Origin of the sequence: Olleya sp. Hel_I_94 (assembly GCF_007827365.1) — a bacterium.
Taxonomy (GTDB): Bacteria; Bacteroidota; Bacteroidia; order Flavobacteriales; family Flavobacteriaceae; genus Olleya.
This window is the reverse complement of record NZ_VISI01000002.1, coordinates 750,570-764,844: the sequence shown is the minus strand read 5'-3', so window position 1 is coordinate 764,844 and position 14,275 is coordinate 750,570. Positions and strand designations below refer to the sequence as shown.

15 protein-coding genes are annotated in these 14,275 nt (G+C 31.1%); 5 read left to right on the top strand and 10 right to left on the bottom strand.

The features are described 5' to 3' along the window. Positions 1-50: 50 nt before the first annotated feature. The 4 genes from JM82_RS06465 to JM82_RS06450 form a co-directional block, all read right to left on the bottom strand. Positions 51-1,364: a MutS-related protein gene (locus JM82_RS06465; RefSeq protein ID WP_145001901.1), complete on the bottom strand. Its 1,314-nt coding sequence runs from the start codon at positions 1,362-1,364 to the stop codon at positions 51-53. Positions 1,365-1,529: 165 nt separating this feature from the next. Beyond that, positions 1,530-2,003 carry a hypothetical protein gene (locus JM82_RS06460; RefSeq protein WP_145001900.1) on the bottom strand — a complete coding sequence of 158 codons (474 nt, stop codon included), beginning with the start codon at positions 2,001-2,003 and terminating at the stop codon, positions 1,530-1,532. 257 nt (positions 2,004-2,260) lie between these two features. Continuing rightward, entirely contained in the window at positions 2,261-2,782 is a 522-nt protein-coding gene (locus JM82_RS06455) for a hypothetical protein (protein ID WP_145001899.1), read from the bottom strand. A 297-nt stretch (positions 2,783-3,079) separates the two neighbouring features. Next, positions 3,080-3,961: a LysR family transcriptional regulator gene (locus tag JM82_RS06450; protein WP_145001898.1), complete on the bottom strand. Its 882-nt coding sequence runs from the start codon at positions 3,959-3,961 to the stop codon at positions 3,080-3,082. 107 nt (positions 3,962-4,068) lie between these two features. Between JM82_RS06450 and JM82_RS06445 the strand changes: the two genes are divergently transcribed. After that, positions 4,069-4,695, top strand: coding sequence for a LysE family translocator (locus tag JM82_RS06445; RefSeq protein WP_145001897.1), 627 nt, complete (start codon positions 4,069-4,071; stop codon positions 4,693-4,695). A 70-nt stretch (positions 4,696-4,765) separates the two neighbouring features. Here the strand turns inward: JM82_RS06445 and JM82_RS06440 are convergent, their stop codons facing one another. The 6 genes from JM82_RS06440 to JM82_RS06415 form a co-directional block, all read right to left on the bottom strand. Then, positions 4,766-5,869: a polysaccharide lyase family 7 protein gene (locus tag JM82_RS06440; protein WP_145001896.1), complete on the bottom strand. Its 1,104-nt coding sequence runs from the start codon at positions 5,867-5,869 to the stop codon at positions 4,766-4,768. Between the two features lie 130 nt (positions 5,870-5,999). Continuing rightward, positions 6,000-6,257, bottom strand: a complete 258-nt coding sequence (locus JM82_RS06435; protein WP_145001895.1) for a DUF6952 family protein — start codon at positions 6,255-6,257, stop codon at positions 6,000-6,002. A gap of 81 nt (positions 6,258-6,338) precedes the next feature. Beyond that, positions 6,339-6,647 carry a thioredoxin family protein gene (locus JM82_RS06430; RefSeq protein WP_145001894.1) on the bottom strand — a complete coding sequence of 103 codons (309 nt, stop codon included), beginning with the start codon at positions 6,645-6,647 and terminating at the stop codon, positions 6,339-6,341. Positions 6,648-6,653: 6 nt separating this feature from the next. Next, positions 6,654-7,298, bottom strand: a complete 645-nt coding sequence (locus tag JM82_RS06425; RefSeq protein ID WP_145001893.1) for a peroxiredoxin — start codon at positions 7,296-7,298, stop codon at positions 6,654-6,656. Between the two features lie 141 nt (positions 7,299-7,439). Beyond that, complete coding sequence (nhaC, locus tag JM82_RS06420; RefSeq protein WP_145001892.1) at positions 7,440-8,912, bottom strand: Na+/H+ antiporter NhaC; 1,473 nt, start codon at positions 8,910-8,912, stop codon at positions 7,440-7,442. A 299-nt stretch (positions 8,913-9,211) separates the two neighbouring features. Further along, entirely contained in the window at positions 9,212-10,426 is a 1,215-nt protein-coding gene (locus JM82_RS06415) for an aminotransferase class I/II-fold pyridoxal phosphate-dependent enzyme (RefSeq protein WP_145001891.1), read from the bottom strand. A 163-nt stretch (positions 10,427-10,589) separates the two neighbouring features. On the opposite strand from JM82_RS06415, the gene JM82_RS06410 reads away from it, so the two are divergent. The 4 genes from JM82_RS06410 (at position 10,590) to JM82_RS06395 (ending at position 14,176) form a co-directional block, all read left to right on the top strand. Further along, positions 10,590-11,048 (top strand): Lrp/AsnC family transcriptional regulator, encoded by a 459-nt coding sequence (locus tag JM82_RS06410; RefSeq protein ID WP_028281948.1) that lies wholly within the window; start codon positions 10,590-10,592, stop codon positions 11,046-11,048. Positions 11,049-11,097: 49 nt separating this feature from the next. After that, on the top strand, positions 11,098-11,868 hold the full coding sequence (locus JM82_RS06405) for a response regulator transcription factor (RefSeq protein WP_145001890.1): 771 nt from the start codon (positions 11,098-11,100) through the stop codon (positions 11,866-11,868). A 266-nt stretch (positions 11,869-12,134) separates the two neighbouring features. Next, positions 12,135-13,535 carry a dihydrolipoyl dehydrogenase gene (lpdA, locus tag JM82_RS06400; RefSeq protein WP_145001889.1) on the top strand — a complete coding sequence of 467 codons (1,401 nt, stop codon included), beginning with the start codon at positions 12,135-12,137 and terminating at the stop codon, positions 13,533-13,535. Positions 13,536-13,684: 149 nt separating this feature from the next. After that, the gene (locus JM82_RS06395) at positions 13,685-14,176 is read left to right on the top strand and encodes a nuclear transport factor 2 family protein (RefSeq protein WP_145001888.1); all 492 of its coding nucleotides are present in this window, start codon (positions 13,685-13,687) and stop codon (positions 14,174-14,176) included. The last annotated feature ends 99 nt before the right edge of the window (positions 14,177-14,275 follow it).

The window sequence follows — 14,275 nt, the reverse complement described above, 5'->3', positions numbered from 1 at the left end:
TTGTTTAGATAGTGGTTTTATAAACCATATTACTTTACAGTATTTGCTATTTATTTTATGGATTCTAAAATCTCAACAATCTTTTCGTTTTTTACAATAAGCAGTCCTAAACGCTCATGAGAAATACCATCTTTTAACTTATAATCATAAACTGGTGTGTTATTAACCAATTGCGAGTTAAAACATTTAAACTGAATACTATTTGCACCAGATAATTCCGATGCTACTTCTGTAATATGTGTTGATACAAAAAACGTACTTTTTTTAATTTTAGAAAACGAGTCAATAATTAACAAAGAGGCATCTGCTGCGTCTTTTACATTTGTACCTCTAAATAGCTCGTCAAAAATAACAAGTAAATTTTTGTTTTCTTTTAATTTAAGGGCTGTTTCTTTAACACGTTTGACTTCCGTGTAAAAATGACTTAATCCCTTATTTAAATTATCTGACAAATTTATGGTAGACACAACGCCATTATAAACAGATGTTGTCATGGCAGTAGCAGGTACCGGAAACCCTAAATGCGATATAAAAACGGACAGTCCAATGGATTTTAGAAAGGTTGATTTTCCTGCCATATTTGGGCCTGTCAAAAACACCATATTTGATTTTTTATTAATTTCAAAATCGTAAGCTTTTGCTTTTTCTAATAATGGATGAAAAAGTCCAGTAACCTGCAATTCCGGTGTTTTAGTATCAACATAAACCGGAAACGTAAGATTGTTTTTTCTGGCAGCATCAGCTACCCCAATAAAGGCATCTAATCTATACACAGCTGCTATTGCATTTTCTAACGCTTTAAAATTGCTATTTCTTAAAAAAGCATCTAGCTTATTAATATCACTAAAAGATAAGGCGACATTGGATTCAATGAATATTTTTAAAAAAGGTAATTTTATTAAATTATTTATGGTTTTGATCTCTTTTTTTAATAATTCTGGGCAGTTTTCCAGATCTATTTGTAGTGTATTGTCTAATGTTTTAAAAAGTAATAACAGCTGCTCAATACCTTTTGTAATTAAATAGTAATCGTTATTTGGTCTTACTTTATAAGTTAAGTGGTTTATTAACGCACTAAATATATTGGCACTTAAAGGTGTTGTGCCTAATTTTAAATAATAGTCAATATATTCTAACTGATTATAATTTATAGAGAGTTTAAAATCGGAATTGTAAAAAAAATGAATACTATCACGTCTATTTTTAATTTTAGAAATGTCTGACAATGGGGTATTCATTATTTCAAAAAGACAGTTTTTACCACCTTTAGTTTTTGTCATATCATAATAACTAAGGATGGAGTTATCCTCAGAATTAAAAATTTCTAAATCATTTTTTGTTTGACGGTCTAATTCAAATTTCATTAAGGAAGTTGATTTTGTATTGGCTGTAAACTTGATTCTGTGTGGATTGTTGCGTGGTTTAAGAACTACTGTAACGAATAAATAGCTGATGTTATACTCAGCAGGAATGTCCGTAAGCAGGCTTAAAACAAGCAATTAATTATACACGGTTTTAACAAATCGTTTTCATTCGTTCTTTGTTTTATTATAAATCAAAATAATTGCAATTATCTCTCCTAAATAATAGAAAATTGATTGTGTAAAATATAGCATATGGTTATTTCTTAAATAGCCATAGTATTCTTTAATTCCGAGATTTTCTACTTCAAATATGAAATAGGATTTTATTGAAGGATAAGAAATTTGAATAACTTGAACAATAAAATAAGCAGAAAAACTCCAAATAAAATATTTCAGAACGTTTTCACTAATAGTTTTATAATTTTCAAGAACCCGATTAATTATAATATTAATTAAAATCACAAAAAGTATAAGTCCAAATAATTCCGAAATCCAAAAAGTCCAAGAAGGTTTAGAATCTAATAAAATCAATAAATCTTTCGCAAGATCAGAAAAACTATAACTTAAACCTGAAATTGTTTTATAAGTAAAAATTCCAATTCCGAAAAAACCAATTAATTTATTTCTTTCAATTCCCAATGAGATTAAGTTTAGAGTTTAATGTTTGCTTACGTCTTGGCTATGGTTCGTACGGAAATTATAAGTAGTGAATTACCGATTAAGCACTTAGCCAAAACTTTTTATTTTATTTTTCATTTAAAAACCAAAGCTTAAAAGTTTTGGCGGACTTGGTTAAAAAGTCTAAACTTTGGGTTAAGCACCAAAACCCGTATAAATTATAGCTATTGTTGAGCTTTGGTTAATTTTTATTGATTCATAATTCGGTTGTTTGTTTTTTAGTCTTTTTGATTATATAATAAAAATTTTTTATGGTCTTCATTTCTATTATTCAATTCCCAGTTTTTTGCTATTTCGATAAACTCTTTACTATTATGCACAGAAGGTTCTTCATAGGCAATATAACCTTGTTCAGATTTACAAATGTTTTTTAACTTTTCAAAATAATGATCTTCAATTTCTGTATTTGGAAATTTTGTATCACAATATATTCCACATATTAAATATTTATCATCAGTAAAAAATAATTCCAAACCTTTCATTTCAGTTTTATCTGGGTTTTCCCAATAAAGTGTGTGTTTTATTTCTTTGTTTTTGCATAGAAATTTAATTGCTTCGTCAGCATTTTCAAGTATCTCTATTGGATTATCAGAATATTGAGGAACTTCATATTCATCAGCTAATTCTCGTCTATTTGGTGTGAAGTAATCCAATAATTGAATAATAAAAGCGTAATTTCTTTTTCCCGTTAGCACATAACAGTCTGCATAGTAGCCTTGAATTTCATCTTTATTTTTCAATTTTTCTTTTCAGTTTTTTAATGAAGCAAAACTTGTTTTATAAAAACTCTTATTATTCATATTACATAAATATGGAAGGATATGATGAGTTTATTTACATTAAAAGTTATAAGCTAAACGAAGTTACCAAAAACCGAATGAAAATCAACGATTATTCCAAACAAAAAACCACCAAGCTTCAGTCAAGTGGTTTTTTAATTAATATTCATAAAAAGGTATAAAAAACTAGCATATATTTTGGTGATTACTGTTCAGATTTTTTATGCTTTTTAAAGTTTTTTGATAATAATTTATTACCTAATAGACGCTTGTATCCAACTGTTTAGCACAATCTATAACCTTAGTGATGGTTTTGTTGACTTCGTTTTTTCGCCAGTGGATATATAAATCGATCTGTTGGTCTAAATCTATAAAACGCACATTATTAAATTTTGAGTATTTAAAAGAATGCGGTAAAATAGAAATACCAAGTCCTTTAGACACTAGATTTAGAATCATACCACCAAAATCGGATTCGATGCTAATTTTTGGTTCAAAACCATACTGATTAAACAAATTACGTAGTAAAGACGAAAAATAGGTGGTTTGGTGTAAACCGGAAAGTATAAAGTTTTCGTGTTGCAGTTTGTCTATATTGTTAACGGTATCTGTATTTAACCAATGGTCGAAGGGAACAGCAATGCAAATAGGCTCTGTAAATAATTTAAGCGATTGTATATTAATATGCGAAATAGAATCGCGACTAAACGCAATATCTGTTTTGTAATTTAGGAGTAGTTTTTCGTGATTTTCATCGGTAAGTTCGGCTAATTCTAATTTAAGATCTGGTAAATTGGTTTTAATAAGACCTAGAAAATTAGGCAACAAACTAAAGGTGATAGAACCAGGATAAGAGATAGACACCACACCAGCATCACCTTGATTAATTTTTTTGGCTTGTTGGTAAATATGGTCTAACTCGTTTATGGTTTTGCCCCAATGTTGTTGTAAAAACTTTCCAGCATCAGTCAGTTTTACATTTCTTTTATTTCTTTCGAATAGTGAAAAACCCAACTCGTCTTCCAATGCTTGTATTTGTCTAGTTAATGAGGATTGCGAGATAAAGACTTTTTCGGCAGTGTTCCAAAAATGAAGCTCTTCGGCTAAAACTAAAAAATATTTTATTTGCTGTGTGGTCATGACAAATGCGTTTTTTGCATTACTAAATCAAAAATATGTATTTTTTAGCACTTATCATCGTGGTTTCTTTGTAGAACATTTTTTTATAATCCGTAAACTGAAATAGTATGTTAGGCATCGAGAATTATATAACCTTTATGGTTACCGCTTTGTTTTTTATAATGACACCAGGAATTGATACTGTATTTGTGTTGAATAAGTCTATTGGTCAAGGTCGTAAATCTGGAATAGTATCAGCAATGGGTATTAATACAGGTATTTTAACGCATACGTTTTTGTCTGCAATAGGTTTAACGGTTTTAATTGCAAAATCTGCAATAGCCTTTATGGTTATTAAGTATATTGGCGCAGCTTATTTGGTTTATATTGGTGTAAAAAAGTATTTGGATACTTCTGCTTTATTTACAGAAAATAGGGTAAGTGAAGTTAAAAACAGTTCTAAAAACGACTTTTGGTCTGGGTTTTTTACAAATTCTTTAAATCCTAAAGTTGCATTATTCTTTTTGGCATTTTTTCCGCAGTTTATAACACCTTCAAAATTAGAAGATCCAGTTCCTTTTGTTTTATTGGGTGTTACGTTTGCAATAATTGGTGTGATTTGGTATGTGACGTTAACTATGTTTGCTAGTACATTTTCAACTAAAATTAAAGGGAATCCTAATTCTGGGATTTGGCTAAATCGTGTTAGTGGTTTTGTATTTGTCCTTATGGGTTTACAGATTGCTTTTGGGTAGTTGTAGTATAAAAACAAAAAGCCACTTTACATTTGTAAAGTGGTTTTGAAAAATATTACACTAAGTGTTTTTAATCGTTTTTAGCAAAATAGCCATCGTTAGAAACAGCAGTATCACTTACAGATATACTTCCTGTTTTAAACCATACTTCTGCATAGTTACCATCAGCATATTGCTTTTGTATGTCTCCACCATGTGTCTCTGCACCAGAACACCAGTTTTTATTTACTTCAGGAGATTTACCGTTAGTCTGATTGTAACATCCAAGTTTAAAGAAACAACCTTCGCCTGCATAGGCTTCTGGACGTTCTACACCATCTTGTCCAATTGGAAAAAACAACTTTTTAGTTTGCTCTGGTATGTCTGATTTAGTAGTATATTCTGATAGTAATAAGTTTTTTGTAAAGGTCTTGGTTTCATGATTAGGACTTGTAAAAGTTAAATTCATTATACCATCTTTTACTACGACTTGGTAACTAAATTCTTCTCCTAATTCTATTCCTTCTTTTGGTTCTTCAGGGAAAGTAGAGGCGTCACTACCAACAACAGAAAAGTCATTACCCCAAACAGCAGAGGAGTAGTCCCAACGTTTTGCATTGTCATCTCCTGCAGTATTAATTTCGTAATGCCAGAATACAGAACCTTTAGTATGACCAGGGTATTTTTTGTAAAATATTTTTAATGGTTCGTTTTCAAAAGCATCTGCACTATGTATTTGGCCAACTACTACGGAGTGTGATGCAGCCACAGTTGCATCTCCTGTTGCAGATACATTCATTACTTTTAATGTTGCAGATAATTTATCATTGGCAGTTTTTGGATACCATTTTTTTGTTTGTGCTAATTCGGTTCTTGTGTTATTTGATGTTCCGTGAGTATCACCACCATTTGGCGATTTAAATACAACCCAGTTGTCTTTTCCATCGTTTTGAGTGTAGAAAAAATCTTTGTTTTCAAACTCAGTTGCTATTCCGGCATTTGAACCATCACCTAAAATAAGTTTCCATTGGTCAAAAAACGGAATAACACTGCTAGCGTATACTGTTTTAGAAACTTCTGTTTGCTCTGTTTTAGTTTGGTTTTCACTATTTATTTTGTCTTTACAGCTATTAAATACTAAAATAATAGTAATTATAAAGCAGTAAGATACTTGTGATAAGTGATTTTTTATCATGGTATTGGTTGTTTAGGTTGGTAATACCTTGTAAGGTAATAAAAATTGGTTAACCAATTAATTATTAGGTATAAAAAAACCACTTTAGTATATAAAGTGGTTTTAATAATTCTTTTTCTTTCTCTTAAGCTTACTTATCAATAGAACCTAAAACACGTTTCATAAAGTTGTTTACAGCCTCTTTTTTAGGTGTACCATCTTTAATCATTTTATTAACTTCAATTGCGCCATACATATTAGAGATTAGCTCTCCAATAACGTCTAACTCTTCATCTTTTAAAGATGGTACTTCGGTTAGGGCTTCTAGAGTTTCAATAGTTTCAACGATGTAATCCTCGTCATTGTCTTCTATAAATTGAGCTAAATGTTTTATTACAGGTAATTTCATTGATAATTATTTTTTTTAATCCGATTGAAAATAGCCGAAGTATTTTACGCTTCGACTATACTCAACCTGACTTATTTGTTGTTATGCTACTTCGTCAACTAACTCTTTTAAAACGTCAAATTTGTTAGTCTGTGTTTGATTTACAAATTTTCCGCCTTTAAAGGTTGCGAATGTTGGTAAATTATCTACAGTAGCTAATGTTCTTGATTCCGGAAATTTTTCCGCGTCAGCGATAACAAACGTTATATTTTCTAACTCGCCAGCTAATTTTTTAACTTTTGGTTTCATGATACGACAGTTACCACACCATGTAGCCGAATATTGTACTACTACAGTGTCGTTGTTTGCTATAATTTCGCTTAAGTTATCTTGACTTAGTTCTTGTAACATAATAATTTAGTTTACGTGGTTTGCTAAATAAGCTGCAGTACCTTTAGCGTTAGCTTGCATTGCATCTTTACCTTCTTCCCAGTTTGCAGGACAAACTTCACCTTTTTCTTGTACGTGCGTTAAAGCATCTACTAAACGTAAGTATTCTCCAACGTTTCTACCTAATGGCATGTTGTTGATACTTTCGTGTTGTACGATACCATCTTCATCAATAATATAAGTTGCTCTGTAAGTTACGTTGTCACCTTCTACTTGTACAGTTCCAGTAGCTTCATCGTAAGTTTCGTTTTTGATATCTAAAATACCTAATATACTAGATAAGTTACGGTTGCTGTCTGCAAGGATTGGGTAGGTTACACCTTCGATACCACCATTATCTTTAGATTGGCTTAACCATGCAAAGTGTACTTCTGGAGTATCACATGATGCACCAATAACGATTGTGTTTCTTTTTGCAAACTCTTCTTGAGCAGCTTGAAATGCGTGTAATTCTGTTGGACAAACAAAAGTAAAATCTTTTGGGTACCAAAATAAAACTACTTTTTTATTGTTGTTTTTTGCTTCTTCAAGAACGTTTAATTTGAAAGTGTCTCCCATTTCGTTCATTGCGTCTACGTTTAAATCTGGAAACTGTTTTCCTACTATTGCCATTTGTTTAAATTTTTATAATTAATTACTTTGTTTTTTCAGTTTGCAAAAGTACAGCATGATATTAAAAAAACAAGCCTAATAAAATTTTTAAATCTTATTAGGCTATAAATTTTAATTATAGTTAATGTGAAAAGGTATAATTTATAATGATTTATCTTTTAACATTCTTATTTTAAGATTAAGTGCAGCAAAAAATAAGGTTGTAAAAGGACTAAGCCAATTAAAAATGGCATACACAAAATATTCTCCAACACCAACACCTAAAACACCAGATTGGTAGGCACCACAAGTATTCCATGGTATAAGTACAGAGGTTACAGTTCCAGAATCTTCCAAAGTACGACTTAAATTTTCTGGAGCAAGACCTTTATCTTCATAGGCTTTTTTAAACATTTTACCAGGTATTACTAACGCTAGATATTGGTCACTTGCAATTGCATTTAAACCTAAACAGCTAATAACAGTACTAGCAAATAATCCAAATACTGAAGTTGCTAATTTTAAAAGGGCTTTTGTTAGTCTTGATAATGCACCAATAGCATCCATAATACCTCCAAAAACCATTGCGCAACAAATTAAAAGGATGGTCCAAAGCATACCTTGCATACCACCAGCACTAAATAAGTCGTTAAGTTTATCGTTATCTGTCGTGATTTGCGTGTCTGTTAAAATAGATTTTATAATGGCAGTAAAGTTTGAGTCTGCTAATCCATTTAATACGTTTGATTGAAATATAACAGCAAAAATAGCTGCTAGTATAACTCCAGTAACTAAGGCGACTAAAGGTTTAGTTTTAAATAATATTAAAACAATGACAACCAATGGTACAATAAATAACATAGGTGTGATATTAAATGTACCATCGATACTGGTTAATAAGCCACTTATATCAGCACTTCCTGTGGTATCTATTGTCGCACTCATAATTCCAAAAGCAATTAGAGTAATTATTATAGTTGGTACAGTTGTAAAGGTCATGTACCTAATGTGTGTAAATAAATCTGTTCCAGCCATAGCAGGAGCAAGGTTTGTGGTATCACTTAAAGGTGACATTTTATCTCCAAAATAGGCTCCAGATATTACAGCACCAGCAATCATACCAGGACTAATGCCTAATGCGCTTCCAATACCTATTAATGCAATTCCAACGGTTGCAGAAGTTGTCCAAGAACTTCCTGTTGCTATGGATATAATAGCACAAATAATTACAGAAGCTGGTAAAAATATAGCAGGACTTAACACTTGTAGTCCATAATATACCATTGCAGGAATTACACCACTGACTAACCAAGTACCAGCTAAAGCGCCAACTAAAAATAAAATCATGATAGGAACAAAAACACTTTGTAGGTTTTCCCAGATTTCTTTAATCATAGGTTTAACAGAAACTTTATTAAATAATCCTACAACAGCTGCAGATGCACCACCTAAAAGCAGTATAATTTGGTTAGTATAAGTTCCAAACCACTCTTGACCTTCTACAAAAAAAATGTTGTAAGCCAACATTGCCATAAGTATCACGACAGGAATTAGAGCTTCAATAAAATTAAGTTCTTTATTTTCAACTATATTTTGATCGTTTGCTTTAAATTCTGAAATATTGTCGTCTTGCATGTTAGTTAGTTTTTTTAGTGTTGTAATGTTACGATTTTACAATAAGTTATGCAAATGGATTTATGTGCTGAAAATTAGTAAGTTAAATGTAATTGGTATCAAAATTAATTATTCTACTAACTTCTGATTAATATTTAAGTGAATTTGGAAAGGATAATTTAGCATTGAATTTGGGTTAATTTGAAGTATAGTTACAAGCTTTAATGCATGTGGTTTTTGTACTTTTTTAAATGAAAATATAAAAGCCTGAACATTGTATTTGCTCAGGCTTTTATTAAAAAAAAAAAATACTTATCAATTTATGCTGTTTCTAATTGTAAAACACCAACTTCAATCATACATGCTTTTATAATGTTAAAAGTACGCTCTATATCGTCATCCAATCCAATAGAAAATCTAATTAGACCTTCGCTTAATCCCATTTCTGCTTGTTCCTCTTGTGGTATTTCTGAAGAGGTAGAGGTTCCTGGAGCACTAAATAAGGTTTTATAAAATCCTAAACTTACTGCTAAATAACCTACGTTTTTTTCTTGCATTAATTCCATTAACGCATTGGCTTTATCTAAAGATCCTGCATCAATAGTAAGCATACCTCCAAAACCATAAGCTTCATTCATCATAGATTTAAAAACGTCATGAGATGGATGAGAAGCTAATCCTGGATATACTGTTTTAATACCTAGTCCTTCAAATTTTTCGGCTAAATAAGACGCATTTTTACTGTGTTGCTTCATTCTGATATGCAGTGTTCTCATATTTTTTAAAATCGAAGCAGAGCGTAAACTGTCCATAGAAGCACCAAGTAACATACTTGCACCATCAATGACACTTTTAAGAGAGTTTATAAACTCAGTGCTAGCACAAACAACGCCTCCCATAGTATCCGAAGATCCATTTATAAATTTGGTTAAACTATGTATTACTATATCTGCACCTAATTGTGCTGGCGAAATAGATAAGGGTGAAAACGTATTGTCTACAACTAAGGTTAAGTTGTGCTTTTTAGCCAAAGTAGCTAAACCTTTAATATCTGCAACTTCCAATAAAGGGTTACTTACAGACTCGCAATACAAAACTTTTGTGTTTTTAGTAATTGCAGCTTCAACAACATCTAATTTTGTAATATCTACAAACGACGTTTGGATGTTCATTCTTGGCGTAAAATTCTTTAAAAACGCGTAAGTACCACCATAAATCGTTCGGCTAGAAACAATATGATCACCAGCACCACATAGTTGCAAAAGGGTAGGTGTTATTGCTCCCATTCCTGATCCTGCAACATTGGCACTTTCTGTTCCTTCCATAGCAGCTAATGCTTCACCTAAATAAAGGTTTGAAGGTGTAGAGTGTCTAGAGTATAAATAGCATCCATCTGTATTACCCTCAAAAGTATCAAACATGGTTTTTGCTTTCAAAAAAGTGTAGGTAGACGAGTCTGATATTGAGGGGTTTACTCCTCCAAATTCTCCAAAATATTGTAAGTCTTGAATATTATCTGCTGGTTTAAATTTCATTTGTATTAGTTTTAGTAATGATTACATCAAATATCAATGATGTTAGATTAATAATCAATAGATATGATTAAATTTAGATTTTAAAACTAAATATTACTAATTATACAGAAAATAAATTATGTATATTTGATTTTAATTTAATTCCACTGAAAATTTTTCCATTATGACCTTTGATGCCATTGACAAAAAACTACTACAATTGTTACAAAACGATAGTAAACAGACTAATAAAGAGTTATCTAACAAGTTAAATTTATCCGTTACTGCTGTTTTTGAGCGTATTAAAAAACTTGAAAACAATGGTGTAATTAATAAATATGTCGCTTTAGTTAAAAAGGAAAAGGTGGAAAAAAGTTTTGTAGCCTTTTGTCACATAAAACTATCGCAACACATCCAAGAATATGTAGTACAGTTTGAAAAGGAGGTAACCAACTTAACAGAGGTTTTAGAATGTCATCATATTAGTGGTGATTATGACTACTTATTAAAAGTTATGGTTAAAGATATGGAAGCGTTTAGGGAGTTTATGGTAGAAAAACTTACCAATATAAACCACATTGGAAGTACACATAGTATGTTTGTTATCAGTGAAGTAAAAAGTACTACTGCCATACCAATTTAATTTTTTTTTATAACTTGTTTAAAAATTAATCGCTATTAATAATTTTTAAATGAAGTATTCACAAATCAAGGAACTATATAAAAATATATTTAAATCCTATGAAAAACCGTCACTAGAAACACATATTAAAAAAATGATGGAATTGGATAGTTACTTACCCTATAGTTCCACCTTTTTTTGCGTAACCAATACACAGGATTTAAAATTTGAGTATATCAGTAAAAATCTTAGTTCCTGCTTAGGCATAGATCCTAACGTGTTAAAAACACAAGGGATGAGGTGTTTTTGGAGTCGAATTCATCCAGAGGATATAGAGGTTTGGTTAAGTGCCATGAATCAATTAATGGAGTTTACCTTGACTGAAATTAAACCGACAGACAGAAGTAAGACTAATTACACTTGGAATTACAGGTTTAAAAACGGAAACGATACCTATGTTAACATTGTGCAAAACACCACACCTTTGTCTTTTGATTTAGATATGAAGCCTATAATAGGATTGGCACATTATACGGTTTTGGATCCAAAAATTAAAATGCATATCACAGCAACTGCTAAATTACTAAACGCTAATAATGAGTATGAAACTATATATTTTAATAATTTTTCTCAGAAATTATTAAAAGAGTCTATTAGTAATAGAGAGCGTGATGTTATTAGATTATTAGTGTTAAACTTAACAAGCAAGGAGATTTCAGAAAAATTAAATATCAGCTCGCATACCGTAGACACGCACAGACGTAATATTCTAAAAAAATTAAAAATTTCTTCCACTGGCGAGTTAGTTGGTATGCTAAAATTTAATAAAAATCTAATTTAAAATTAAATTTACTCAATTTAAGTATTGTGTTAATTATCAGTATTGTGCAATTTTACAGTGCTATTAATCTTAAGGGAAACCTTCATAACAAGTCTGTAACTAGTCAAATAATAATTTGATTTTTATGGACTTTTATGTTTTTATGGCTTACTGTTAAGCGTATAATAAAATTAGGTGTTTCTACTTCATTATTACAGACACAAATCGTACTTTTGTTTAATATTATAACAATTATTAATTTCCGCGAAAGCGAAAAAACAAAATATATGAGTCAATACGACGTAGCAATTATCGGTTCAGGTCCTGGTGGATATGTAGCAGCAATACGTTGCGCACAATTAGGAATGAAAACTGCAATTATTGAAAAATATTCTACTTTAGGTGGAACATGTTTAAATGTAGGATGTATACCAAGTAAAGCACTATTAGCCTCTTCGCATCATTATGAAGAAGCAACCAAACACTTTGAAGATCATGGGATCGAAATTCCGGGAGATATTAAAGTGAATTTAGAAAAAATGATTGGTCGTAAGCAAGCAGTTGTAGATCAAACTACTGGTGGTGTTGACTTTTTAATGAAGAAAAACAACATCGACGTTTTTACAGGAGTTGGTAGTTTTAAAGATGCTACACACATTGTTATCGAAGGTGAAGAAACAACTACAATCGAAGCAAAAAATACGATTATAGCTACAGGTAGTAAACCATCTACTTTACCATTTATTACTTTAGATAAAGAGCGTATTATTACTTCTACTGAAGCATTAAAACTTAAAGAAATCCCTAAGCACATGATTGTGATTGGTGGTGGTGTTATTGGTTTAGAGTTAGGTCAAGTTTACAGACGTTTAGGTGCAGAGGTTACTGTTATAGAGTATATGGACAGAATTATTCCAGGAATGGATGGAGCTTTGTCTAAAGAGTTGAATAAAGTCTTTAAAAAGGCTAAGTTTAACATGATGTTATCTCACAAAGTACAGTCAGTAGAGCGTGTTGGAGATGAAGTAATTGTTAAAGCAGAAAACAAAAAAGGAGAAGTTGTTGAGTTTAAAGGAGACTATTGTTTAGTGTCTGTTGGACGTAAGCCTTTTACTGATGGTTTAAATGCAGAAGCTGCTGGAGTTAAATTAACAGACAGAGGTCAAGTAGAAGTTAACGACCATTTACAAACTAATGTATCTAATATTTACGCTATTGGAGATGTTGTAAAAGGTGCAATGTTGGCGCATAAAGCTGAAGAAGAAGGTGTTTTTGTTGCTGAAACTTTAGCAGGTCAAAAACCACATATAGATTATAACTTAATTCCTGGTGTTGTTTACACATGGCCAGAAGTTGCTGCTGTTGGTAAAACAGAAGAAGAGTTAAAAGAATCTGGAGTAGATTATAAAGTAGGTCAATTTCCGTTTAGAGCGTTAGGTCGTGCTAGAGCAGGAGGAGACTTAGATGGATTTGTAAAAATCCTTGCAGATAAAAAGACAGACGAAGTATTAGGTGTACACATGATTGGTGCACGTTGTGCAGATCTAATTGCAGAAGCAGTAGTTGCTATGGAATTTAGAGCATCTGCCGAAGATATTTCGCGTATGTCACATGCACATCCAACATTTGCAGAAGCGGTAAAAGAAGCTGCTTTAGCTGCAACTGATGATCGTGCTTTGCATGTTTAAAAATTAAATTAATATTCCGCTTTCGCGGAAACGAAAAAAAAGCGAGCCAATTTGGTTCGCTTTTTTTTGTTAAAACTGTAACATATAATACTATACAGTCTCTTTATTAAGTAACTAATTAATTAATGCTTAACCAATAACTATTAATCATGAAAATCAGCAAAACTAAAAGTCTTATTTATTTCCTATTATTAGTACTAATAAGTTCCTGTAAAATTAAAACCGTTATAAAAGTAGACAACGTAAAGCCTCAGGAGATTGTAAATAAAACGTTGTATAATACAATTTTAGAGCAAGATCGGATTTATTTTGAAGCTTATAATACATGTGATTTAATCTTACAAAATAAAATGATTCCTGAAAATTTAGAATTTTATCACGATAATGGTGGCTTAATGACTTCTAAATCAGATTATATGGAAGGCTTAAAAAATAATATTTGCGGTAAAGTAACTAGACAATTGGTAATGGGAAGTGTTGAGGTATATCCAATTAATAATTTTGGAGCAGTGCAAATAGGTATGCATACATTTTATAATAATCAAGAACCTAATGCCATATCCAAGCCTAGCAAGTTTATAGTGATATGGAAAAAAGAAGCAAATATATGGCAAATGAGTCGTGTGGTTAGTTTACATTAAAATTTATATAATACCGTTACATTAAATTACAGTATTTAAAGCAGGAGTAATAAATGTCTTTACCAAGACATGTTTACATAAAATTGACGCATATTTAAT

Excerpts from the sequence above, each read along its gene's own strand:
- lpdA (WP_145001889.1), top strand. The coding sequence starts at position 12,135 with ATGAGTCAATACGACGTAGCAATTATCGGTTCAGGTCCTGGTGGATAT.
- JM82_RS06435 (WP_145001895.1), bottom strand. The coding sequence starts at position 6,257 with ATGAAATTACCTGTAATAAAACATTTAGCTCAATTTATAGAAGACAAT.
- JM82_RS06430 (WP_145001894.1), bottom strand. The coding sequence starts at position 6,647 with ATGTTACAAGAACTAAGTCAAGATAACTTAAGCGAAATTATAGCAAAC.
- JM82_RS06410 (WP_028281948.1), top strand. The coding sequence starts at position 10,590 with ATGACCTTTGATGCCATTGACAAAAAACTACTACAATTGTTACAAAAC.
- JM82_RS06450 (WP_145001898.1), bottom strand. The coding sequence starts at position 3,961 with ATGACCACACAGCAAATAAAATATTTTTTAGTTTTAGCCGAAGAGCTT.
- nhaC (WP_145001892.1), bottom strand. The coding sequence starts at position 8,912 with ATGCAAGACGACAATATTTCAGAATTTAAAGCAAACGATCAAAATATA.
- JM82_RS06395 (WP_145001888.1), top strand. The coding sequence starts at position 13,685 with ATGAAAATCAGCAAAACTAAAAGTCTTATTTATTTCCTATTATTAGTA.
- JM82_RS06440 (WP_145001896.1), bottom strand. The coding sequence starts at position 5,869 with ATGATAAAAAATCACTTATCACAAGTATCTTACTGCTTTATAATTACT.
- JM82_RS06415 (WP_145001891.1), bottom strand. The coding sequence starts at position 10,426 with ATGAAATTTAAACCAGCAGATAATATTCAAGACTTACAATATTTTGGA.
- JM82_RS06445 (WP_145001897.1), top strand. The coding sequence starts at position 4,069 with ATGTTAGGCATCGAGAATTATATAACCTTTATGGTTACCGCTTTGTTT.
- JM82_RS06405 (WP_145001890.1), top strand. The coding sequence starts at position 11,098 with ATGAAGTATTCACAAATCAAGGAACTATATAAAAATATATTTAAATCC.
- JM82_RS06465 (WP_145001901.1), bottom strand. The coding sequence starts at position 1,364 with ATGAAATTTGAATTAGACCGTCAAACAAAAAATGATTTAGAAATTTTT.
- JM82_RS06425 (WP_145001893.1), bottom strand. The coding sequence starts at position 7,298 with ATGGCAATAGTAGGAAAACAGTTTCCAGATTTAAACGTAGACGCAATG.